Annotated in this window: 18 protein-coding genes and 4 pseudogenes; 10 read left to right on the forward strand and 12 right to left on the reverse strand. The window is 62.9% G+C overall.

What is annotated here, in order from left to right:
* Positions 1 to 34 precede the first annotated feature (34 nt).
* Positions 35 to 334 (forward strand): annotated as a pseudogene (locus JQF37_RS16170) (Arm DNA-binding domain-containing protein); the annotation flags it as partial.
* On the opposite strand, the gene JQF37_RS16175 reads toward JQF37_RS16170, so the two are convergent.
* Complete coding sequence (locus JQF37_RS16175; RefSeq protein ID WP_223272666.1) at positions 286 to 669, reverse strand: LysR family transcriptional regulator; 384 nt, start codon at positions 667 to 669, stop codon at positions 286 to 288. The pseudogene JQF37_RS16170 and the gene JQF37_RS16175 overlap by 49 nt on opposite strands.
* A 34-nt stretch (positions 670 to 703) precedes the next feature.
* Complete coding sequence (locus JQF37_RS16180; protein ID WP_130206494.1) at positions 704 to 1633, reverse strand: LysR family transcriptional regulator; 930 nt, start codon at positions 1631 to 1633, stop codon at positions 704 to 706.
* A gap of 143 nt (positions 1634 to 1776) precedes the next feature.
* Between JQF37_RS16180 and JQF37_RS16185 the strand changes: the two genes are divergently transcribed.
* The 4 genes and pseudogenes from JQF37_RS16185 to JQF37_RS16200 all read left to right on the forward strand — a co-directional run.
* Positions 1777 to 2946, forward strand: coding sequence for a serine hydrolase domain-containing protein (locus tag JQF37_RS16185; protein WP_204149695.1), 1170 nt, complete (start codon positions 1777 to 1779; stop codon positions 2944 to 2946).
* A 20-nt stretch (positions 2947 to 2966) separates the two neighbouring features.
* Positions 2967 to 4190, forward strand: a complete 1224-nt coding sequence (locus JQF37_RS16190; RefSeq protein ID WP_130206529.1) for an MFS transporter — start codon at positions 2967 to 2969, stop codon at positions 4188 to 4190.
* Complete coding sequence (locus JQF37_RS16195) at positions 4187 to 5341, forward strand: MFS transporter (protein ID WP_130206498.1); 1155 nt, start codon at positions 4187 to 4189, stop codon at positions 5339 to 5341. The genes JQF37_RS16190 and JQF37_RS16195 overlap by 4 nt, the downstream gene beginning before the upstream one ends.
* Before the next feature lie 263 nt (positions 5342 to 5604).
* A pseudogene (locus tag JQF37_RS16200) lies at positions 5605 to 5752 on the forward strand (LysR family transcriptional regulator); the annotation flags it as partial.
* A gap of 47 nt (positions 5753 to 5799) precedes the next feature.
* Here the strand turns inward: JQF37_RS16200 and JQF37_RS16205 are convergent.
* Entirely contained in the window at positions 5800 to 6693 is an 894-nt protein-coding gene (locus JQF37_RS16205) for a LysR family transcriptional regulator (RefSeq protein WP_130206500.1), read from the reverse strand.
* A 99-nt stretch (positions 6694 to 6792) separates the two neighbouring features.
* Here JQF37_RS16205 and JQF37_RS16210 point away from each other — a divergent pair, with 99 nt between their 5' ends.
* From JQF37_RS16210 to JQF37_RS16215, 3 genes and pseudogenes are all read left to right on the forward strand, one after another.
* Positions 6793 to 8163: an MFS transporter gene (locus tag JQF37_RS16210; protein ID WP_130206502.1), complete on the forward strand. Its 1371-nt coding sequence runs from the start codon at positions 6793 to 6795 to the stop codon at positions 8161 to 8163.
* Between the two features lie 131 nt (positions 8164 to 8294).
* Positions 8295 to 8393 (forward strand): annotated as a pseudogene (locus tag JQF37_RS31420) (LysR family transcriptional regulator); the annotation flags it as partial.
* Between the two features lie 165 nt (positions 8394 to 8558).
* Positions 8559 to 9941 (forward strand): MFS transporter, encoded by a 1383-nt coding sequence (locus tag JQF37_RS16215; RefSeq protein WP_130206504.1) that lies wholly within the window; start codon positions 8559 to 8561, stop codon positions 9939 to 9941.
* Between the two features lie 55 nt (positions 9942 to 9996).
* On the opposite strand, the gene JQF37_RS16220 is transcribed toward JQF37_RS16215, so the two are convergent.
* The 3 genes from JQF37_RS16220 to JQF37_RS16230 all read right to left on the reverse strand — a co-directional run bounded on the left by JQF37_RS16220 (position 9997) and on the right by JQF37_RS16230 (position 13237).
* On the reverse strand, positions 9997 to 10950 hold the full coding sequence (locus JQF37_RS16220) for an adenosine deaminase (protein WP_103403227.1): 954 nt from the start codon (positions 10948 to 10950) through the stop codon (positions 9997 to 9999).
* An 81-nt stretch (positions 10951 to 11031) separates the two neighbouring features.
* Entirely contained in the window at positions 11032 to 11997 is a 966-nt protein-coding gene (locus tag JQF37_RS16225) for a 2-oxoglutarate and iron-dependent oxygenase domain-containing protein (protein ID WP_130206506.1), read from the reverse strand.
* A gap of 157 nt (positions 11998 to 12154) precedes the next feature.
* On the reverse strand, positions 12155 to 13237 hold the full coding sequence (locus JQF37_RS16230) for a BMP family ABC transporter substrate-binding protein (protein WP_130206508.1): 1083 nt from the start codon (positions 13235 to 13237) through the stop codon (positions 12155 to 12157).
* Positions 13238 to 13503: 266 nt separating this feature from the next.
* Between JQF37_RS16230 and JQF37_RS16235 the strand changes: the two genes are divergently transcribed.
* Positions 13504 to 14595, forward strand: a complete 1092-nt coding sequence (locus JQF37_RS16235; protein WP_130206510.1) for a calcium:proton antiporter — start codon at positions 13504 to 13506, stop codon at positions 14593 to 14595.
* 115 nt (positions 14596 to 14710) lie between these two features.
* Here the strand turns inward: JQF37_RS16235 and JQF37_RS16240 are convergent, their stop codons facing one another.
* From JQF37_RS16240 to JQF37_RS31425, 3 genes and pseudogenes are all read right to left on the reverse strand, one after another.
* Positions 14711 to 16069, reverse strand: coding sequence for an 8-oxoguanine deaminase (locus JQF37_RS16240; RefSeq protein ID WP_130206512.1), 1359 nt, complete (start codon positions 16067 to 16069; stop codon positions 14711 to 14713).
* A gap of 164 nt (positions 16070 to 16233) precedes the next feature.
* Positions 16234 to 16923 carry an SDR family oxidoreductase gene (locus JQF37_RS16245; protein WP_130206514.1) on the reverse strand — a complete coding sequence of 230 codons (690 nt, stop codon included), beginning with the start codon at positions 16921 to 16923 and terminating at the stop codon, positions 16234 to 16236.
* A gap of 24 nt (positions 16924 to 16947) precedes the next feature.
* Positions 16948 to 17070, reverse strand: a pseudogene (locus JQF37_RS31425) (MerR family transcriptional regulator); the annotation flags it as partial.
* Positions 17071 to 17179: 109 nt separating this feature from the next.
* Between JQF37_RS31425 and JQF37_RS16250 the strand changes: the two are divergent.
* Positions 17180 to 17620, forward strand: coding sequence for a hypothetical protein (locus JQF37_RS16250; protein WP_130206516.1), 441 nt, complete (start codon positions 17180 to 17182; stop codon positions 17618 to 17620).
* A gap of 62 nt (positions 17621 to 17682) precedes the next feature.
* Here JQF37_RS16250 and JQF37_RS16255 read toward each other — a convergent pair whose 3' ends face one another.
* The 3 genes from JQF37_RS16255 to JQF37_RS16265 are packed head-to-tail and all read right to left on the reverse strand — an operon-like array spanning position 17683 to position 21292.
* Positions 17683 to 18609 (reverse strand): ABC transporter permease, encoded by a 927-nt coding sequence (locus tag JQF37_RS16255; RefSeq protein ID WP_130206517.1) that lies wholly within the window; start codon positions 18607 to 18609, stop codon positions 17683 to 17685.
* The gene (locus tag JQF37_RS16260; RefSeq protein WP_130206519.1) at positions 18609 to 19715 is read right to left on the reverse strand and encodes an ABC transporter permease; all 1107 of its coding nucleotides are present in this window, start codon (positions 19713 to 19715) and stop codon (positions 18609 to 18611) included. The genes JQF37_RS16255 and JQF37_RS16260 overlap by 1 nt, the downstream gene beginning before the upstream one ends.
* Before the next feature lie 11 nt (positions 19716 to 19726).
* Entirely contained in the window at positions 19727 to 21292 is a 1566-nt protein-coding gene (locus tag JQF37_RS16265; protein WP_130206521.1) for an ABC transporter ATP-binding protein, read from the reverse strand.
* Positions 21293 to 21453 lie beyond the last annotated feature (161 nt).

The following is a 21453-nucleotide window of genomic DNA, read 5'->3' on the forward strand; positions in this document are numbered from 1 at the left end:
GCTTCTGGGTATCGGGTCTTTCCGAGGAGTCATCATGGCGAAAATCAAGCTCACCAAGTCCACAATCGATGCGGCACAATCCCAGACGCAGGCCTCCGAACTCCGGGACACGCTGGTGCCTGGCTTCCTGTGCAAGGTGACACCGTTCAGTACCGCGCGAACGCCGGTGAACGCTGCAAGCCTGCCTTGGGCCTGTACGGGGAGCTGACCGTCGAACAAGCCCGCGGACGCGGACCGCATGTTCAGCGTGATGCGCAAGATGTTCAACTTTTCCGAAGTGCGGGGCTACCGGTCTGATGGCACCAACCCGTGCCGCCACGTCCCGATACATCCCAACGTGTCGCTGCGATCGTCCAGCAGATCGACCACGATGTCGCTCAGTGTCACGTCCAATTGAACGTCCGGGTAGCGTTGCAGAAATTCCGCCAGGCGCGGCAACAGGTAGTGGACGCCGAAGGCCACATGGTTGTTGATCCGCACGCGCCCACGCGGCGATCCAACTTGCGCGGCCTCATGCTCGGCGCAGTCGATGTCGTCGAGGATGCGCGGGCAGCGTTCATGGAAGGCGCCGCCTTCTGGCGTGAGTTGCAGCTTGCGCGTCGTGCGATGCAGCCGCTTCGTTCCCTGGCGCGTTTTCAGCCGATTGATGAGCTTGCTGACGGCTGTCATACCCAGCAGTTGAGGCAGTATGGGCCACGCCTCATTATCGACTGCGCTGACCTCCGGGTCTGGGTGTCTTGCTCTTCGTGGCCGGGAACACCCGCGCGCACAGGAAATCGACCAAAGCCCGGACCTTTGGCGAGGGGTGTTTGCTCGCCGGCCACAGTACATGGAACACGCCGCTGCGCTCCACATAGTCGGCCAGTATCGGCTTGAGCCGACCATCGGCCAATGGCTCGCGGATGGCGAAGTCCGGCAGGTAAGCGATCCCCAGTCCTTGCAGTGCAAAACACACGCGCGTCTCGATGTTGTTGCAGATCATCGAGGTGGGCAATTGCAACTCGGGCTCGCCGGGCGTTTGCCGCAGCGCCCAGGTCTCCAGCTTGCCGCTGTTGGGAAAGCGATAGTGCAGGCAGGTGTGCGGCCGCAGATCGGCTGGCGCCACGGGTGTACCTCTGCGCGCCAGATAATCCGGCGAGGCCACAAGCCGCATCTGGAAGGTGCCCAGACGGCGGGCCGACAGGCGCGAGTCGGCCGGTTCGCCTGTGCGCACCACGGCATCGAAGCCGTCCTCGACCACATCGACCATCCGGTCGGTGAAGTCCAGGTCCAGCTCGATCTCGGGGTACTCGCGCATGAACTCGCCAAGTACCGGCAGCACCAGCGAGCTGACCAGTGGCAGGCTCACGCGCAGGCGCCCACGCGGTGCGGCGGTGGCTTGCGACAGCTCCAGTTCCGCCGCCTCGATCTCGGCCAGGATGCGGCGGCTGCGCTCCAGGAACAGTGCGCCCTCGGCCGTCAACGTGACGCTGCGCGTGCTGCGGTGGAACAGGCGTACCCCCAGCTTCTCTTCCAGCCGCGCCACACTCTTGCCGACGGCCGAGGCCGACACGCCCAGCAGCCGGCCGGCGGCGACGAAGCTGCGCGTCTCGGCGACCTGCACGAACACCACGAAGCCATTCAGGCTGTCCACGACCCGCACTCCTCACGATTGCGGACACTTAGTTCCGCACATTAAGGAACTGTAGCCTACTTTTTCTTTAATCGAGAGGTTTCTATCGTCGAGGCATTGCCCATTGAATCGAGACGCTTGCCATGACGAGTTCCATATTCCCCATGCGCCAGGGGGTTCCACCCGCGCACCTGTGCACACGTATCCAGGCCGTCGTGCAGCAGGCACTGGATGACCATCGCCTGGTCGGTGCCGTCGTTCTGGTCGCCCGAGACGGCGAGCTGATCCATCAGCAGGCCGCCGGTTTCGCCGACCGCGAAAGCGCATGGCCGATGGCCCTGCAGACGGTCTTCCGGCTGGCTTCGGTGAGCAAGCCCATCGTCTCCACGGCGGCGCTGGTTTTGGTGGCGCAAGGCCGGCTCGACCTGGATGCGGGCATCGAGCGCTGGCTGCCCGGGTTCCAGCCCAGCCTGGCCGATGGCCGCGAGGCGCGCATCACGGCGCGGCAATTGCTCAGCCATACGGCGGGGCTGGGCTACCGCTTCTTCGAGGCCGACGCAGACGGTCCCTATGCGCGGGCCGGCGTCTCGGATGGCATGGATACGTCCGGCATAACCCTGGACGAGAACCTGCGCCGCCTCGCTAGCGTGCCGCTTCTGTACGAGCCAGGCACCGACTGGGGCTATTCGCTGGCGACCGACGTGCTGGGCGCGCTGATCGAGCGCATCCACGGCGCGCCGCTGGACGAGGCGGTGCGGCAGTTGGTGACTGGCCCATTGGGCATGACTGATACCCGCTTCATCATCCGCGATGCACACCGCGTAGCCGCTGCTTATGTCAACGACGTGCCGCAGCCGCACCCGCTGGCTGAGGGCGAGACCGTTTCGGCCTTCGAGGGCGCCGTCGGCATCGCCTACAGCCCGGCCCGCATCTTCGACGCGCAGGCCTTTCCGTCGGGTGGCGCTGGCATGGCCGGCACGGCAGGGGACTTCCTGCGCCTGCTGGAAGTCCTGCGCCAGGGCGGCGGCGCGCTGCTGTCCGGCGAACTGGTCGAGGAAATGGGACGCGACCAGACCGGTGGTCTTGAGTTGGCCGCTGCACCAGGCTTCGGTTTCGGCCTGGGCTTTTCGGTACTGCGCGACCCTCGGCCGGCCGCTTCGCCCGAATCGGTAGGTACCTGGCGCTGGGGCGGCGCCTACGGCCACTCGTGGTTCGTGGACCGGGCGCAGGACCTGAGCGTCGTCGCCTTCAGTAACACTTTGTACGAAGGCATGTCCGGTCGCTTCGTCACCGAGTTGCGCGATGCCGTCTATGGCGCGCTGGAGGTGCGCTGATGACGACGCCATCTGCATGGATGAGCACCACGGCCCGTGACCGCCTGCCGCTGGCCTCGCTGTTGGCGCTGGCCATGGCAGCTTTCATCACTATCCTGACCGAGGCGCTGCCGGCCGGTCTATTGCCACAGATGGCGCAGGGTCTGGCGGTGTCCGAGGCCTGGGTCGGTCAGACCGTTACGATCTATGCCATCGGTTCTCTGGTGGCGGCCATTCCGCTGACCGCTGCCACGCAGGGCGTGCGCCGCCGCCCGTTGCTGCTGGGGGCCATTGCGGGCTTCGTCGTCGCCAATACCATCACGACGTTTTCTGGCAGCTATGCCCTGACCATGGTGGCGCGCTTCCTGGCGGGGGTGTCGGCTGGGCTGCTGTGGGCGCTGCTGGCGGGTTATGCCGCGCGCATGGTGCCCGAGTATCAGAAGGGCCGGGCCATCGCCATTGCGATGGTTGGCACGCCATTGGCGCTTTCACTCGGCGTGCCGGCCGGCACCTTCCTTGGCAATTGGGTGGGCTGGCGGATGTGCTTCGGCATCATGAGCGGACTGGCGCTGGTGCTCATGGTGTGGGTGCGCATCAAGTTGCCGGACTTCGCCGGACAGGCGGCGTGCAAGCGATTGTCGCCGGGGCACGTGTTCACGATGCCCGGCGTGCGCCCGGTGCTGTTCGTGGTGCTGGCCTTCGTGCTGGCCCACAACATCCTCTATACCTACATCGCACCGTTCCTGTTGGCGGCGGGCATGGCCGAACGGACGGATCTGGTACTGCTGGTGTTCGGCGTCTCGTCCCTGCTGGGCATTTGGGGCATCGGCGTACTGATCGACCGCCATCTGCGTGCGCTGACCCTCGCCAGCACGGTCGTGTTCGGCCTGGCCGCGCTGGTGCTCAGCGTGGTGGACGATACGCCTGGTGTGGTGTATGCGGCGGTGGCAGCCTGGGGCCTGGCCTTCGGCGGCTCGGCGACGCTGTTCCAGACTGCACTGGCCAAGACGGCAGGAGACGCAGCGGATGTCGCGCAGTCCATGCTGGTCACCGCCTGGAACACGGCGATTGCCGGTGGTGGCATCGTCGGGGGCGTGCTGCTCGAACGCCTCGGCGTCGGCGCCTTCGCACCGGCCTTGCTGGGTTTGCTGGCGGCAACGCTGGTGGTGGTGTGGGCCGCCAGGCGTCATGGCTTTCCCGCCCCGGCGCTGGCGGGCGGCTCATGCCCGGCGATGCCCGATCGGCAGACCGAGGCACGGTCATGAAGGGTACCCAGCCTCTGTTCTTCATCGCACTTGGCCTGTTCGGTCTGTATGCCGTCGAGTTCGGCGTGGTCGGCATCCAGCCGGCCGTCGTCCAGCGCCATGGCGTCAGTGTGGCCCAGGCCGGTTGGCTGGTGGCGCTGTTCGCGGGTGTGGTCGCGGTCTGCGGGCCGGCCATGGTGCTGTGGCTGTCGCACTTCGACCGGCGCAAGGTGCTGACCGCCTCACTGCTGGTCTTCAGCCTGTGCAGTCTGCTGTCGGCCTGGGCGCCCAGCTTCAGCGTGCTGATGGCGCTGCGCGTGCCTTCGGCGCTGCTGCACCCGGTGTTCTTCTCGGTGGCCTTCGCTGCGGCCGTGTCGCTGTACCCGGCGGAGCGCGCCGCGCATGCCACCTCGATGGCGTTCCTCGGCACCACGCTGGGGCTGGTGTTGGGCGTGCCGCTGGCGACCTGGATCGAGGCCAGGGTGTCCTACGAGGCCTCGTTCTACTTCTGTGCTGTGGTGAATCTGGTAGCTGCAGCCGGGTTGTGGATCATGCTTCCGCCCAGGCGCGAGGCCAGGACCAGCGTGCCGGGACAGGCTCTGGCGGTCCTGCGCAGACGGACAGTATGGCTGTCGATCACTGCGGCGTTGTGCGTGTTCGCCGCGATGTTCTCCGTTTATAGCTACGCCGCCGAGTACCTGACACGGCAGGCGCACCTGAGCGGCGAGGCGATCAGTGTGCTGCTGGGCGTCTTTGGCGTGGGCGGTGTGCTGGGCAACCTGCTGGCCGGGCGTGCGCTGGGCCGTCAGCTTGCCTGGACCGTATTGGCCTATCCCGTGGTGTTGGCGGCTGCCTATTGTGCGCTGTTGTTCGCTTCGCCGTCGTTCGCAGTCATGCTGCCGATCTGTCTGCTGTGGGGCGCTGCGCATACCAGCGGCTTGATCGTCAGCCAGATGTGGATGACCTCGGCGGCGCCGGACGCGCCCGAGTTTGCCACCAGCCTTTACGTCTCTGCCGCCAACTTTGGCGTGATGCTGGGGGCGGCGGTCGGTGGCGGCTTCATCGACGCGGTAGGGATGCAGGGAACAGTCTGGAGCGGCTGGCTGTTTGCGGCGTTAGCGGTTTCCACTGTGTTGGCCAGGAAACCCTGGCGGACAAGCGAGGCCCGATGAACGACGCAACGCTGGCAAAGTACGCTGCGGATGCCACGACCGCCGCAGCCCGCTGGGCGGGCTGGGGCGGCGATGCAACTGATGACGGCGGCGTTCATGCTAGCCGTGGCAGCGGGCTCTTTGACCGACATGCCTGGACTGGCGCATGGCACCACCGCATTTGCCGTCGCGCGGGTCTCTATGGGCTAGCGTCGATGGATTATGGATTTTCCCGGCTGTTGACGGATCTACCTGGGCCACAGGGAGCGAAGGAGGGGTGACGCTTGGAGCTTCGTCACTTGCGCTGCTTCCTGGCCGTGGCTGAAGGACCGCGCTTCGCTCGCGCGGCCGAAGGACTGCGAATCGAACAGTCGCCGTTGTCGCGCTATCAAGGAGCGGGAGGATGAGCTGACTACGCAGCTGTTTGCGCGCATCTATATCCGTGTCGCAACCACCGACTGTCGTTGTCGCTTATCGGATCAAGGCAATGGCAACGGAGCCGGTGCTTCCAAACCAAGTCCTGGTTCCTCCGTGACGGCTTTGGCCACAAAGTCCATCACGGCACGCACCGGCGTGGAACGGCGCAAATCGCGGTGCACGACTAGCCAGATGTCGCGCGAGAACGGCGGACCTTTTTGTTCCAGTCGCACCAATCCGGGGTCTTCATCACCCAGAAAACTTGGCAGAGCGGCAACACCGGCTCCGGCACGCGCCGCCGTCAAGTGGCTGCTGATGTCGCTCAGCTCGCAGCCAACGGCCCGGTTGCCGGCAATCCCCAGCAGCCATTGTTGTTGGGGCATATCGGCGAACTGCGCGTCATAGGCGATGAAGGTCCAGTCTTCAGGGCGATGTATCGCCACGTACTCCGGGCTCGCATACAAGGCAAAAGACATTTGCCCGAGCTTGCGGACCACGCTGCTCGACTCCTTGGGACGCACCAGCCGCAAGGCGACATCCGCCTCGCGTCGGCTGAGCGAGACCTGCTGCGCCTGCGCTGAAACGGAGAGCTGGATGCCGGGATACTCGACGCGAAAATCCACTAGCCGGCCCGCCAGCAAGTGCGTAACCAGCACGGGCGGCGCACTGAGCGTTACTTTCCCCGCCAGTGGCTCCTGGCTGGCACGCGCCATGCGCTCCACGGCAAAGGCCGAAGTCTCCATGGACTTGGCTTGCTCGTAGATCTGCAAGCCGACGGGCGTGAGTCGGCAGGAGCGAGGCAGGCGTTCGACCAACGGGACTTGCAACTCAGTTTCTAACGCTGCCAGGCGGCGGCTCACGGTAGCGTGGTCCACCTGCAGCGACCGGGCGGCACCCGACAGGGTGCCGGTGCGGGCGACCGCCAGGAAATGTCGGAAATTCTCCCAGTCGAACATCTGTGCGTTTTCTCCAGTATGGAGTGCAATTATAGGGAATTTACGCAGATATGCCCGAACCCTAGCATGCGATGCACTCGGTTCTATTGGATACTTCTCATGTCTTCGTCATCTCCTTCTGCGCGCGGCACGCTGCTGGCGGCCGCGCTGGGCTTCGTGGTCGTCCTGCTGGATGTCAGCGTCGTCAATGTCGCCCTGGATGCCTTGCGCAAGGAATTCGTCACCGATGTGGCCGGCCTGCAATGGGTCATCAATGCCTATACGCTGGTCTTTGCGGCACTGCTGCTGACCAGTGGTGCGCTCGGCGACCGCCTTGGCGCCCGGCGCGTCTTTCTCCTGGGCTTCGTGGTGTTTACGCTCGCATCGGCCGCGTGTGGCTTGAGCGGCAGCCTACCAATCCTGATTGCCGCCCGGCTGAACCAGGGGCTGGGGGCCGCGCTGCTGGTGCCGAACGCCCTGGCCATGCTACAGCAGGCTTTCCCGGATCGTGAGCAGCGCAGCCGTGCGGTGGGCTGGTGGGGGGCTTTTGGCGGTATGTCGCTGGCGGCTGGCCCGGTGTTGGGCGGCTTACTGGTGACGCACTTGGGCTGGCGAAGCATTTTCCTTATCAACCTTCCCATCGGCCTGATTGGGATCTACCTGACGCTGCGCTATGTGGCGCCTCATGGCGGCAGCCATCGGCGCAGCCTCGACTGGGCCGGCCAGGGAGCGGCCATCTTAGCGCTGGCGGCGCTGACTATGGCGTTGACCGAAGCCGCGCCGCTTGGCTGGGGACACGATTTGGTTCGAGGTGGCTTCCTGCTGGCCATGGCCGCAACCCTGGGTTTCATCTGGATCGAAGCCTGCGGCCATTCGCCGATGTTGCCATTGGAACTGTTCCGGATTCCGACGTTCACCGTGGCGTCTGTCGCGGGCGTGGTGGTGAACTTCGCCTATTACGGCTTGATCTTCGTGTTCAGTCTGTTCTTCCAGATCCAGCAACAACTCTCGCCACAGTTGACTGGGTTGGCCTTCCTTCCCATGACCATCGTGTTGATGGCAGTCAATGTGCTGGCAGGGCGACTGATCACGCGTATGGGGGCTCGCCTGTTGATGGTGTTGGGATTGACGCTGGCGGCCTTTGGCTACTTGCTGCTGATGCCGGTCAGCGTGGATGGCAGCTATTGGCTCCTGGTCGTTCCGATGCTGTCGGCTGCCAGCGGCACCGCGCTGATGGTGCCGACCATGACCAATGCAACGCTGTCCTCGGTAGATGCATCACGCGCGGGCATCGCGTCGGGGGTGCTCAACTCCGCTCGCCAGGTTGGCGGCATGCTTGGCGTGGCCGTCTTTGGCTACCTGGTCCGGGATACCGCGCCAGAGGCATTCATGCGCGGTATGCATGTGTCTATCGGTATTTCCGTGGCGCTTCTTCTGTCCGGCAGTGTCTTGTGCTGGCTGGGCATCCGGCCGGATCGTGCTATGGCTTGACGAGGTGAGGGCATGGATCTTCGACACCTGCGCTGTTTCCTTGCCGTTGCCGAAGAACTGCACTTCGCCCGCGCGTCTTCGCTGCCTGGAAGCAAGCCCGAGACCGGGTGAAGGCATCCTGGCGTCACCCGTCCGCCGGTTTCGGCCTCGGCCTGACGGAAGTCGCGCGCATCGAGGCCAGTCGAGAACAAGGTGTCGTTGCGCGGCCCCTGGCGGGTCGCTCACCCTTGTGTGATTGGCCCGAAACACTTGGCATCGGCCATTTTTCAGGCTGACGTCTGGGGTTGGGGCGCCAGACGTCGTTCAGAAGCCCGGACAGGTCGCATCCAGCAATAACCCTCCATGGCTATCACGCACACTCGAACCGGGGGACTTCCTGGATTGGGGGATGCGGTATGGACACACGAAGCTACAGCGCGGCAGAACGTCTGGAACGACTGCCCATCAGCGGTTATCACCGCGTCATTTTCATCATTATCGCCCTGGCGTTTTTCTTCGACTCCATGGACCTGGCGATGATGACGTTCCTGCTCGGTTCCATCAAAGCCGAGTTCGGCCTGAGCACCGCGCAGGCCGGGCTGCTGGCCAGTTCGAGCTTTTTCGGGATGGTGGTGGGCGCGTCGCTGTCCGGAATGCTGGCCGACCGCTTCGGGCGTAAGCCGGTGTTCCAGTGGAGCATCGTGTTGTGGGGGCTCGCCAGCTACCTGTGTTCCACGGCGCAAACGATAGAGACACTGACGTTGTTCCGAATCCTGTTGGGGATCGGCATGGGCATGGAGTTTCCCATTGCTCAGTCGATGCTGTCCGAACTGATTCCGGCCAAACGGCGCGGACGCTACATCGCCTTGATGGACGGTTTCTGGCCGCTGGGCTTCGTCGCGGCCGGGGTGCTTTCCTACTTCCTGCTGCCGGTGATTGGTTGGCGGGATATTTTCCTGGTGTTGGCGGTGCCGGCGGTGTTCGTCCTGGCGATCCGCTTTTTCATTCCCGAGTCACCGCGCTGGCTGGAGCAGGCCGGTCACCATGAGGCGGCGGATACCGTATTGCGGCGTATCGAGGAGCGCGTCAGGGCTTCATTGGGCCATTCGCACTTGCCCGAGCCGATTCGCCTGCCGCAGGTGGCCAGTCAACCGGGCAACTTTTTCTCGGCACTGAGGCAGATCTGGTCGCCGCTGTATCGCCAGCGCACGATGATGATCTGGAGCGTCTGGTTCTTCGCCTTGCTCGGCTTCTATGGCCTGACCTCCTGGCTCAGTGCCTTGCTGCAACAGTCGGGTTTTGCCGTGACTCAGTCGGTGTACTACACGGTGTTGATTTCCCTCGGCGGGATTCCCGGTTTCCTGATGGCGGCCTGGCTGGTGGAGCGCTGGGGACGCAAGCCGGTGTGCGTCGTGACGCTGCTCGGCGGCGGGGTGATGGCGTTTCTTTATGGGCAGAGTGCGGTGTTTGGCGGCAACGTCAGCCTGCTGATCGCCTCGGGGTTGCTGATGCAGTTTTTCCTGTTCGGCATGTGGGCGGTGCTCTATACCTACACGCCGGAGCTGTACCCGACATCGGCGCGGGCCACCGGCTCGGGTTTTGCCTCGGCGATTGGTCGTGTGGGCTCGCTGCTCGGGCCTCTGGTGACCGGGCTGGTGTTCCCGATAACCGGGCAGGGCGGGGTGTTCGCCCTGGGGGCGTTGTGTTTTGCGTTGGCGGCGCTGGTGGTCTGGGTGTTCGGGATGGAGACGCGGGGCAAGACACTGGAGGAATTGAGCGAGCCGGTGTCCATCGGCTAAATGCTGACCCTGTGGGAGCGAGCAAGCGCGCTCCCACATTGGTTTTGCGGTGTGGTTACGGTTTTACCAAACGTGCATCCAGGCTGTTCTGCGCCAACCGCTTGGCCTGGTCCTGGGTCATGCCCAGATCGGTGTACAACGCATGGAAGTTTTCGGTGACGTAACCGCCGAAGTACGCCGGGTCATCCGAGTTCACGGTCACTTTCACGCCACGCTCGAGCATGTCGAGAATGTTGTGCTGCGACATGTGATCGAACACGCGGAGCTTGGTGTTCGACAACGGGCACACGGTCAGCGGGATTTGCTCATCGATGATGCGTTGCATCAGGCGCTCGTCTTCGATGGCGCGCACACCATGGTCGATGCGCTGGATTTTCAGCAGGTCGAGGGCTTCCCAGATGTACTCCGGCGGACCTTCTTCACCGGCGTGGGCGACAGTGAGGAAGCCTTCGCCGCGGGCACGATCGAACACGCGCTGGAACTTGCTCGGCGGGTGGCCCATCTCGGAACTGTCCAGGCCGACGGCGACGAACGCGTCACGGAATGGCAGCGCCTGATCGAGGGTCTTCTGTGCTTGTTCTTCGCTCAGGTGACGCAGGAAACTCAGGATCAAACCGCTGGTGATTCCCAGTTGCTGCTCACCGTCCTTCAACGCGGCGGCGATGCCGTTGAGCACCACTTCGAATGGAATGCCACGGTCGGTGTGGGTCTGCGGGTCGAAGAACGGTTCGGTGTGAATCACGTTCTGCGCCTTGCAACGCAACAGGTAGGCCCAGGTCAGGTCGTAGAAATCCTGGGAGGTGCGCAACACGTCAGCGCCCTGGTAATACAGGTCGAGGAACTCTTGCAGGTTGTTGAAGGCGTAGGCCTTGCGCAAGGTATCGACGTCGCTCCACGGCAGGGCGATCTTGTTGCGTTCAGCCAGGGCGAACAGCAGCTCGGGTTCCAGCGAACCCTCAAGGTGCAGGTGCAGTTCTGCCTTGGGCAGGGCGTTCAGCCAGTCGTACATAGTCTGTTCTCATCAGGTGCAATGGTCGCCATTCTACAGGTGCTCGCTGCAACAATTGGTAAAACCTGACCGAGGGGTTCATCACACCGCTTGCTGTTCCCGTCGATAGGCGTAGGTATCGGCGAAGCGCGAGAGCAGGAATTCGGCACAGGTGGTGGTCGGGTATTTCGCCGGGTGCAGCTCATCCTGACAGCCGGGCAGGCATTCGATGCGCGTGTCGGGGTGTGGCTCGGCGAAGAACGGCATCGAATAGCGATCCACGCCCAGCGGGCTGATCACCCGGTGTGGCGTCGACAGGTAACGGTCATTGCTCCAGCGCGCCATCATGTCCCCCAGATTGACCACGAACGTGCCTTCGATGGGGGGCGCCTCAATCCATTCGCCTTTTACGTTCCGGACTTGCAGGCCGCCGGCGGCATCTTGATAGAGCAGGGTGATGCACCCGTAATCGGTGTGGGCGCCGGCACCTTGCTGTTCGACGGAGCTGGCGGTGTGACGCGGCGGGTAGTGGATCATCCGCAAGACGCTGACGGGTTCGTTGAAGCGCGTATCGAAAAAGTCGCGTTCGATCCCCAGCGCCAGGGTCATCGCCCGCAACAGCGTTTGCGCGAGGGCCTGCATGTCGAGGTAGTGTTGCTCCATCAGTGCTTCCCAGCCTGGCACTGACGGATGACGATTCGGGCCACGCAGGGGTTTTTCCGCCAACACTTCGGGATGGTCGGCGGGCAGGTGCAGACCCATGTCGAAGGTCTCTTTGAGGTCGCTGGGTTTGCTCGGGTCAAGCTGCTCGGTGGCGATGGCGCCATATCCGCGATGGTGGCGGGTCTGGGTGATGTCGATCTTGAGCTTTTCGGCCGCAGGTTGAGCGAAGAAACGCCTGGCGCTGCCGAGTACGGCGTCGATCCGTGCGGCGCTGATCGGGTGGCCCTTGATATAGAAAAAGCCCCATTCGCGGCAAGCGTGGTCGATTTGCGTTGCCACGTCAGACCAGGCGTTCTGGTCGTCGCTGTAGAGCGGGGCGATGTCGATGATGGGAAGGCTGGTCATGCGATTGTCCTGATGAGTACGCAAACGGGAAAACGCTGGGGAGCCTGTGGGAGCGGGCTTGCCCGCGATGACGTCAGCACATCCTGCATCTTTGTTGACTGAATGTCCGCTATCGCGGGCAAGCCCGCTCCCACAGGGTTTTGTGTTGATCGCTGGATTACTTCGGCATCTCGGCCTTCATGCCTTCCACGTAGTAATTCATCGACGCCAGCTCCGCATTGGTCGCGCTCACGCCCGCCGGGATTTTCTCGACACCGGCCTGATCCTTGATCGGCCCGCTGAAGGGGTGCAACGCACCGCTCTTGATGTCGGCGATGATCTGCTCGGCTTCGGCTTTCACCGGCGCCGGCACCAGGTCGCTGATCGGCAGTTCAACCGTGCCTTCTTTCAAGCCGCCCCAGTAGTCCTGGGATTTCCAGGCATGATCGATCACGCTCTGGGTTGCCTGAATGTAGTGCGGGGCCCAGTCATTGACGATGGACGTCAGCACCGCTTTGGGCCCGAAGTGCGCCATGTCCGAAGCGTAGCCGACGGCATACACGCCTCGACGCTCGGCGGCCTGGATCGGTGCCGGGCTGTCGGTGTGCTGGAACACCACGTCCACGCCCTGGTCGATCAGCGCGTTGGCGGCATCGGCTTCCTTGCCCGGATCGAACCACGAGTTGACCCACACCACCTTGATCTCGGTGCCGGGGTTGTACTTGTTCAGGGCCAGTTGAATGGCGTTGATGTCGCGGATCACTTCCGGGATCGGAAAGGACGCGACGTAGCCGATCTTCTTGGTCTTGGTCATCTTCGCCGCGAGGAAGCCGCCGACATAGCGACCCTCGTAGGTGCGCGCCAGGTAGGTGCCGAGGTTCTTGTCCTGTTTGTAGCCCGTGGCGTGTTCGAAGGTGACTTTGGGAAATTGTCTGGCGACTTTCAGCGTCGGGTTCATGTAGCCGAAGGAGGTGGTGAAGATCAGGTCGTACTTGTCCTTGGCCATGTTGCGGATCACCCGTTCGGCGTCGGCACCCTCGGCGACGTTTTCCACGTAGTTGGTGGTGATCTGCGGACCGAATTTTTCCGCCAGCGCCTTGCGTCCCTGTTCATGCTGATACGTCCAGCCGTGGTCACCGATCGGACCGATATAGACGAAGCCGACTTTCAGCGGGTCGGTGGCACTGGCGGACAGGCTGGCGCTCAGACCGATGGCCGCCGTCATGGCGCAAAGCAGCTTCTTCAACGGACGTTTGTGCATGAATTGGAACTCCATGTTGTTGTGTGGTTGGCAGGGTCAATGCAAATTGCTGACCAACAAGACAACAAATGGCCCTGATTCGCATAACGGCCTTCGCGAGCAAGCTCGCTTCCACCAAAGCACTGGCTCGCGAAGAGGCCGGCAGGGCCAAAAAAAGTGCATGGCCTTGTACGGCTGCAATGCGCTGGTGCGTTAAGGTGTTGCGAATTATTAGCGCCGCTTCACAGTCAGTCGCTTATCCGCTCCTTCACGGCAAAAGGCCCGACATGCTCACCGTTCTCAAGCAAGAAACCTTTCTGCTGCTGGCCCTGATTGCCGCGGTTGTTGCCTTCGCGCTGGAGCACTGGTTGCTGCACAGCGGCCAGGCCATCGCACTGACCGGCGGACTGCTGTTGATTGCGTTCATCGTCGCTGCCTCCATGCGCGTCGCTCACCAGGCCGAATTGCTGGCGGAGAAAGTCGGCGACCCCTACGGCACCATGATCCTGACCCTGGCCGCCGTGCTGGTGGAGGTGCTGATCCTGGCGATCATGATGAGTAACGAAGCCTCGAAGACTCTGGTGCGGGACACGATTTATTCGGCGGTGATGCTCGATATCAACGGCATCCTCGGTCTGGCGGCGTTGATGGGCGGGCTCAAACATGGCGAGCAGTCCTACAACGATGATTCGGCGCGCAGCTACAGCGTGATGATCCTTACCGCCATGGGGGTGTCGATGGTGGTGCCGGAGTTCATTCCCGAGGCCAACTGGAAGCTCTACTCGGCCTTCACCATTGGCGCGATGGTGTTGCTGTACGCTTTGTTCCTGCGCATGCAAGTCGGGCCGCACAGTTATTTTTTCAGCTACAGCTATCCGGACAAGCGTCGCAAGAAGGAACCCCTGGAAAGCGAACCGGCACCCATCAACCTGGCGTTGTCCATCGGCATCCTGGTGTTCGGGGTGGTGGTGATTGGCGCGCTTGCCGAAGTGATGTCCAAGACCCTTGATCTGGGCCTGGAAGGGACGGGCGCCCCTCCGGTGGTTACGGCGATCCTGGTGGCGGCGATTTCCGCGGCGCCGGAGATTCTGACCGCGTTGCGCGCGGCGCTGGCCAACCACATGCAGGCGGTGGTCAACATCGCTTTGGGCGCGTCGCTGTCGACGGTGATTCTGACGGTGCCGGCGACGGAAGCGATGGCGCTTTACACCGGCCAGCCGTTCCAGATGGCCATGACCCCGGGGCAGACCGTGATGATCTTCATCACCCTGATCGTCAGCGCAATCAACCTCAACGATGGCGAAACCAACGCCATCGAAGGCATGACCCACTTTGTGCTGTTTGCGACGTTTATCATGTTGTCGCTGCTCGGACTTTGAATCCCCAACAAATCCCTTGTGGGAGCGAGCCTGCTCGCGATGGTGTGACAGTCAACGTCCATGTCACTGATCCTCCATCGCGGGCAAGCCCGCTCCCACAGGGACGGTGGTCGGATCAGGTCCCGGCGATCAACTGCCGTGCCGCCTGGCTGTGATCGGCAATCAAGCCTTTGAGGTCGAGCCCCTCGACCTGTCCATCAATCACTCGCCATTTGCCACCGACCATCACCCGATCCGCGCGATCCGCGCCGCACAGCAGTAGCGCCGATACCGGATCGTGGCTGCCGGAGAAGCGCAGTTCGTCGAGCTTGAACAGCGCCAGGTCGGCTTGCTTGCCCACGGCAATCTCACCGATATCGGTACGGCCCAACAGGCTCGCCGAGCCTTTGGTCGCCCAACCCAGCACGCGTTCCGGCGTGATCTTCTCGGCACCGTAGCGCAGGCGCTGGATGTACAGCGCCTGCCGGGTTTCAAGCATCATGTTCGACGCATCGTTGGAGGCCGAGCCATCCACGCCAAGGCCGAGCAGCGCGCCGGCATCGGTCAATTCGATGGTCGGGCAAATGCCGGAGGCCAGGCGCATGTTCGAGCTCGGGCAATGGCAAATGCCGGTGCCGGCGGCGCCGAGGCGGGCGATTTCATCCGGGTTGAAGTGGATGCCGTGGGCCAGCCAGGTGCGCGGGCCGAGCCAGCCGACGCTGTCCAGGTAATCCACAGTGCGCAGGCCGAAGCGTTGCAGGCAGAAGTCTTCTTCGTCGAGGGTTTCGGCCAGGTGAGTGTGCAGGCGCACATCAAGCTTGTTGGCCAGTTCGGCGCTGGCGGACATGATTTGCGGGGTCACGGAGAACGGCGAGCAGGGCGCCAGGGCGATCTGGATTTGTGCGCCGTCGCCGCGTTCGTGGTACTCGGCGATCAGGCGCTGGCTGTCGTCGAGAATCACCTGGCCTTCCTGCACGGTTTGTTGCGGTGGCAGGCCGCCGTCCTTTTCACCGAGGCTCATGGAACCACGCGTGAGCATGGCGCGCATGCCCAGTTCGCGCACGCTTTCAACCTGCACGTCGATCGCGTTTTCCAGGCCTTCGGGGAACAGATAGTGGTGATCGGCAGCGGTGGTGCAACCGGACAGCAGCAACTCGGCCAACGCGACTTTGGTGGCGAGGGCGAGTTTTTCCGGGGTCAGTCGGGCCCAGACCGGGTACAGGGTTTTCAGCCACGGGAACAACGGCTGGTTGACCACCGGCGCCCAGGCGCGGGTCAGGGTTTGATAGAAATGGTGATGGGTGTTGATCAGGCCCGGCAGGATCACGTGCTCGCGGGCGTCGAACACTTCATTGCACGGTGCCGAAGGTTGTTGACCGAGGCTGAGCACTTCGACAATTACGCCGTCTTGCAGCACCAGGCCGCCACGGGCATCGAGACCGTTGGCCGTGAAAATGGCGAGGGGATTTTTTAACCAGGTACGGGTCGCAGGCATGTTGGCCGGCTCCTCTGAAAGTGGGGTTCAGGGTTGCCAGCTCAGTGTTGCCCTGTCTGCTGATCCAGGGTCGCCGGGGAGGCGAGGTGCGGAGTTTCGATCAAAACGGCTTTCCCGGCAAGCCTCGTCCGACAGAGCAACCGGCTCCCACAGGGGGTTGTGTGTTACCAGGGAATGGTCTCGCCACGGTAATTCACAAAGTGATGTCCGCCCTTGCCGACATACGCATTCACCTGATCAACCAGACCACGGGTGCTGGTTTCAACGTCGATGTCGGCACCTTCACCGCCCATGTCGGTCTTCACCCAGCCCGGGTGCAGCGACAACACGGTCAGCTTCTGTTCGCCCAGTTGGGTGACGAAGCTGTTGGTCATGGAGTTCAGCGCCGCTTTGCTGGCCTTGTACAGCGCCAGTTCCGGCGCGTCCGGCATGGTCACGCTGCCCAGCACCGAACTCATGAACGCCAGCACGCCGGTGTCCGGCCGGATCTGCCCGACGAAACGCTGAGCCAGGTTGATCGGCGCTACGGCGTTGGTGAAAAACAGCTGACCGACGTCGGCCAGCGTCGCACCGCCATTCGGCGTCTGCACGTCAGGCCCCTTGACCCCGGCATTGACGAACAGCAGGTCGAACACTTCGCCGTTGAGCTGTTGACTCAGTGCGATGACCTGTTGCTGGTCGTCCATGTCGAGTTTCTCGATCCGCACCTTGCCCAAGGCCTGCAAGGCCGCGGCGTTCTGCGGGTTGCGCACGGTGGCGGTGACGTGCCAGCCGTCGGCCAGCAGGGTTTTCACCAGCCCGAGGCCCAGGCCCCGGGAGGCGCCGATGATGAGTGCGGTTTTTGCCGTGGACATGAGGGGCTTCCTTGTTCAGTAGGGTCATGGATTCAGTGGACAGCGTTGACCGAGCCGTTGCTGCAACTCGTTTCGCAGTGCACCCAATTCAGCCAGGCGGGTTTCGATCAGCGTGAGCTTGTCGTGCAGCAATTGCGTGACGGCACTGGCCTGGGCTAATTCACCGATGCGTATCACGACGTCTAAAAGGGGCTTGACCCTGGAGCATACTCCAGGCTTTAGCCTTGTTGCTCCCTGATTGAATGGAGCGACGCCGATGTGGACTTCTACGCAATATCGCCGACTGGTGCGCGGCAGTGCCTGGTATGACTTGATCGTGACCGCTGCGTTCGCCACGCCGTGGAGTTTTGCGGCATTGCATGCGGTGATGGTCAGTGTGAGTCAGGCTTTCGATTTGCCAGGTTCGTTACCACTGTTCGAGCCCGTGCACATGTTGATGGCGAACCTGTTGGGCTCGATTGTGTGCGTGTGGGCGGTGCTGCGGATTCGTGATCCGCAGTTGATATACGGTCGGTATGACGCGGTGGGCCGGTTCCTGTTTGCGGCCTGGCAGGCTTATGCCTTGGCCCATGGCGCGAGTTCATTGTTGGTTGTTTTCTTGATTTTTGAACTGGCGTGGGGCATTGCACAGGTTTTGCCTGTGCGGACGCCATCGCGAGCAGGCTTGCTCCCACAGGGTGTGCGTCAGGCACAGTAATTGCGCAAGACGCTGTCAGGTGGGAGCGAGCCTGCTCGCGAAGCGGCCCGCTCGATCACCGCTTAACGCCCAGACTGCCACGGCTGTCCCAACGACACCGGCGCATACAACCGGGTGCGCACCGCATCCCGGGACAGCAGCACCAGCACCACAATGGTCGCCACGTACGGCAGCATCGCCAGCAGGCTCGACGGAATCGCCAGCCCCAATCCCTGTGCCACCAGGTGCAGAATGCTGGCGAGCCCGAACAGGTAGGCGCCAAGCAGCAGACGCCACACCCGCCAACTGGCAAACACCACCAGCGCCAGGGCAATCCAGCCGCGTCCGGCGCTCATGTTTTCCGCCCACATCGGCGTGTACGCCAGGGACAGATACGCCCCGGCCAACCCGGCCATCGCACCGCCGAACAACACCGCCAATGCGCGCACGCCCAGCACCGGCAAGCCCATGGCACTGGCCGCGTCCGGGTTTTCCCCGACCGCCTGGATGATCAGCCCGATGCGGCTTTTCAGAATCACCCAGGCCACCAGCGCAAACAGGGTGAACGACAGATACACCAGCAGATCCTGAGCAAACAGCATGCGTCCGATCAGCGGAATTTCACTCAAGTAAGGGATCGCCAAGGGTTCGAAACCCGCCAGTGGTTTACCAACCCATGCCGCGCCGACGAAGGTCGACAGGCCCACGCCAAAAATCGTCAGCGCCAGGCCGGTGGCCACCTGGTTGGCATTGAACACCAGCGCCACCAGTGCAAACAGCGAGGACAACAGCATCCCGGCCAGCATCGCCAGCAACACCCCCAGCCACAAGTGGCCGGTACTGAACGCGACGATGAAACCGATCACCGCGCCAAACAGCATCATGCCTTCCTGGCCCAGATTGAGTACGCCGCTTTTCTCGCAGATCAGTTCACCCAATGCCACCAGCAGCAAGGGCGTGCCGCAGCGCACCATGGCGTAGAAAATATTGCTCAGCAGATCGATATCCATCACAGCGCTCCTGCGTGTACGGCGGTGGTGGGGGCGCGGCGGGACCAGCGCAGGTTCAAACGCGGGCGATAGAGAATCAGCACATCACTGGCCAGCAGGGAAAACAGCATCATCCCCTGAAACAATTGCGTGATCGCCTGGGGCAGGTTCAGGCTCATTTGCGCGCTCTCGCCACCGATGTACAGCAGCGCCATCAACAGGCTGGAAAACAGAATGCCGACAGGATTCAACCGACCAAGAAAGGCCACGGTGATCGCCGCGTAGCCGTAGCCGGGCGACACTTGTGGCACCAATTGACCGATCGGGCCGGTGACTTCGCAGACGCCGGCCAGCCCTGCCAGACCGCCGCTGATCAACAGCGCGAGCCAGATCAGGCGCTTCTCGCGAAAGCCGACGAAACCGGCCGCGCGCTTGTCCAGCCCAAGTACTTTGATCTGGAAACCGACAAAGCTTTTCTGCAACAACACCCACACCGCCACCAGCGCGAGCAGGGCGAAATACACCCCGGCATGCACTCGCCCATCCTCTGTCAGCAACGGCAAGCGACTGGCATCGCCGAACATCGCCGACTGCGGAAAGTTGAAGCCTTCCGGGTCTTTCAGCGGGCCATGGACGCAATACAGCAAGAGGTTCAGGGCGATGTAATTGAGCATGATGCTGGTGAGGATTTCATTGGCATTGAAGCGCGTGCGCAACCATGCGGTCAGACCGGCCCATGCCGCGCCGGCGAAGGTGCCGGTGAGCAGGATCAGCACCAGCGCCCAACGGCTTTGCATATCGACGATGTTCACCGCCAGCGCACTGCCGGCCAGCGCACCGAGTAACAGTTGACCTTCGGCGCCGATGTTCCAGATCCGCGCCTGATAGGCCACGGCCAGGCCCAGTGCGCAGAGCAGAATCGGCAAGGCCTTGACCAGCAATTCGGACACGCCATACCAGTCGCTGACCGGCGCGATCAGCAAGGTGTGCAAGGTCAGCAGCGGGTCATGTCCCAGCGCAATGAACAGCAGCGAGCCGCAGCCCAGCGTCAGGACCGCCGCCAGCAATGGCGAGCACCACAGCATCAGGCGCGATTGCTGGCCTCGGGGTTCAAGAGAAAGCAGCATGTGACACTCCGTTAAAGCGTTGCGGATACAGGTGATTGAGGGGCGTCGAAGCGGCCGGCCATCCAGCCGCCGACATCTATCAGGCGGGTGTCGACCGTGGCGCGCAGTGGCGACAATCGCCCGCCGCACAACGCGGCGAGGCGGTCGCTGATCTGGAACAATTCGTCGAGGTCCTCGGAGATCACCAGGATCGCCGCGCCGGCATCGCGCAAGGCAATCAACGCCCGGTGAATGGTGGCGGCGGCGCCGACATCCACGCCCCAGGTCGGGTGCGCGGCCACCAGCAGCTTCGGTTGCTGGAGGATCTCCCGGCCGAGGATGAACTTCTGCAGGTTACCGCCCGACAGGCTACGGGCCGGGGTTTGGCTGTCCGGTGTCTTGACCCCGAAGCGACGGATGATTTCTTCGGCCAGCGCTTCGACTTTGCCGCGCTGCACCAGGCCATTACTCACCAGCCCTTGTTGAAAAGCCGTCAACAAGGCGTTATCCGCCAGGCTCAGTTCCGGCACGGCGCCGTGGCCCAGGCGTTCGGCGGGGACGAACGCCAGGCCGCGCTGGCGACGCGCGTCGGGGCGCAAATGAGCAACCGCTTCGCTGCCGAAGCAGATCGTTGTGCCCTCGTCGCGGGTCAGCCGTTCTTCGCCGCTGAGCAAGGCCAGCAATTCGTCCTGGCCATTGCCAGCCACCCCGGCGATGCCGACGATTTCGCCGCTACGCACTTCGAGGTCGATGTTTTTGAGGGAGCAGCCAAAGGGGTCCGGGTTGGGCCAGGACAAACCCTTTACCTTCAAAAAGGCCTCAGCGCCGCGCACCTTTGGATAATCTGTGATCAGTTCTGCGGCCTCGCCCACCATCAACCGCGCCAATTGCGGGTCCGAGCATTCGGCAGGCACGCATTGCCCAGCCACCCGCCCACCGCGCAGTACTGTCGCGCTGTGGCACAGGGCGCGGACTTCGCCGAGTTTGTGGCTGATAAACAGAATGCTGCAGCCCTCGGCGGCGAGCCTGCGCAGGGTGACGAACAAATCGTCGGCCTCCTGCGGGGTCAGCACCGAAGTCGGTTCGTCGAGGATCAGCAGGCGGATGTCCTGCATCAGGCAGCGAATGATTTCCACCCTTTGCCGTTCGCCGATGGAGAGGCTGTGGACAAGTCGTTCCGGTTCCAGCGCCATGCCATAACGCTGTGAGACTTCACGGATCTTCGGTTCTAGTTGTTTCGGCGTGCCAGCCGCTGCGCCCATGGCCAACGCGATGTTCTGCGCCACGCTCAGGGTCTCGAACAACGAGAAATGCTGGAACACCATGCCGATCCCGAGACTGCGCGCCTGAGCCGGGTTACGCATGGTCACGCGTTGTCCCTGCCAGATCAGCTCCCCCGCATCGGCGTGGACGACGCCGTAGATGATCTTCATCAGGGTACTTTTGCCCGCGCCGTTTTCGCCGAGCAGGGCATGGATTTCGCCCGGGGCGATGCTCAGGTCGATGTCATCGTTGGCCAGGCAGCCAGGGTAGCGCTTGCTGATGCTGCGCAGTTGCAAGCGAGGCGCTTGAATGGGATGTGGCACGGGATTGGGCATGACAGGCTCAGTGCTATGGACTTGTGCCTGTGGATAAAGCAATTTTCTGGCCATTGGGTCAGGAAATTTTCAAACCGCCATGAGTCAAGGCGTTGCGCAGGCCGCTTCGCTGGGAGTGGTCCCGAATTCGGCACCACTTGAGGGCAACGCCTTTGATCGGG

Origin of the sequence: Pseudomonas sp. MIL9 (genome assembly GCF_016887925.1) — a bacterium.
Lineage (GTDB): Bacteria > Pseudomonadota > Gammaproteobacteria > Pseudomonadales > Pseudomonadaceae > Aquipseudomonas > Aquipseudomonas mohnii.

What these genes read in the sequence shown, in the direction of transcription:
- JQF37_RS16225 (WP_130206506.1), bottom strand. Translation starts at nt 11,997, where the DNA reads ATGACCAGCCTTCCCATCATCGACATCGCCCCGCTCTACAGCGACGAC.
- JQF37_RS16265 (WP_130206521.1), bottom strand. Translation starts at nt 21,292, where the DNA reads ATGCCCAATCCCGTGCCACATCCCATTCAAGCGCCTCGCTTGCAACTG.
- JQF37_RS16230 (WP_130206508.1), bottom strand. Translation starts at nt 13,237, where the DNA reads ATGCACAAACGTCCGTTGAAGAAGCTGCTTTGCGCCATGACGGCGGCC.
- JQF37_RS16215 (WP_130206504.1), top strand. Translation starts at nt 8,559, where the DNA reads ATGGACACACGAAGCTACAGCGCGGCAGAACGTCTGGAACGACTGCCC.
- JQF37_RS16175 (WP_223272666.1), bottom strand. Translation starts at nt 669, where the DNA reads ATGACAGCCGTCAGCAAGCTCATCAATCGGCTGAAAACGCGCCAGGGA.
- JQF37_RS16250 (WP_130206516.1), top strand. Translation starts at nt 17,180, where the DNA reads ATGTGGACTTCTACGCAATATCGCCGACTGGTGCGCGGCAGTGCCTGG.
- JQF37_RS16195 (WP_130206498.1), top strand. Translation starts at nt 4,187, where the DNA reads ATGAAGGGTACCCAGCCTCTGTTCTTCATCGCACTTGGCCTGTTCGGT.
- JQF37_RS16245 (WP_130206514.1), bottom strand. Translation starts at nt 16,923, where the DNA reads ATGTCCACGGCAAAAACCGCACTCATCATCGGCGCCTCCCGGGGCCTG.
- JQF37_RS16210 (WP_130206502.1), top strand. Translation starts at nt 6,793, where the DNA reads ATGTCTTCGTCATCTCCTTCTGCGCGCGGCACGCTGCTGGCGGCCGCG.
- JQF37_RS16260 (WP_130206519.1), bottom strand. Translation starts at nt 19,715, where the DNA reads ATGCTGCTTTCTCTTGAACCCCGAGGCCAGCAATCGCGCCTGATGCTG.
- JQF37_RS16185 (WP_204149695.1), top strand. Translation starts at nt 1,777, where the DNA reads ATGCGCCAGGGGGTTCCACCCGCGCACCTGTGCACACGTATCCAGGCC.
- JQF37_RS16240 (WP_130206512.1), bottom strand. Translation starts at nt 16,069, where the DNA reads ATGCCTGCGACCCGTACCTGGTTAAAAAATCCCCTCGCCATTTTCACG.
- JQF37_RS16190 (WP_130206529.1), top strand. Translation starts at nt 2,967, where the DNA reads ATGAGCACCACGGCCCGTGACCGCCTGCCGCTGGCCTCGCTGTTGGCG.
- JQF37_RS16255 (WP_130206517.1), bottom strand. Translation starts at nt 18,609, where the DNA reads ATGGATATCGATCTGCTGAGCAATATTTTCTACGCCATGGTGCGCTGC.
- JQF37_RS16235 (WP_130206510.1), top strand. Translation starts at nt 13,504, where the DNA reads ATGCTCACCGTTCTCAAGCAAGAAACCTTTCTGCTGCTGGCCCTGATT.
- JQF37_RS16205 (WP_130206500.1), bottom strand. Translation starts at nt 6,693, where the DNA reads ATGTTCGACTGGGAGAATTTCCGACATTTCCTGGCGGTCGCCCGCACC.
- JQF37_RS16220 (WP_103403227.1), bottom strand. Translation starts at nt 10,950, where the DNA reads ATGTACGACTGGCTGAACGCCCTGCCCAAGGCAGAACTGCACCTGCAC.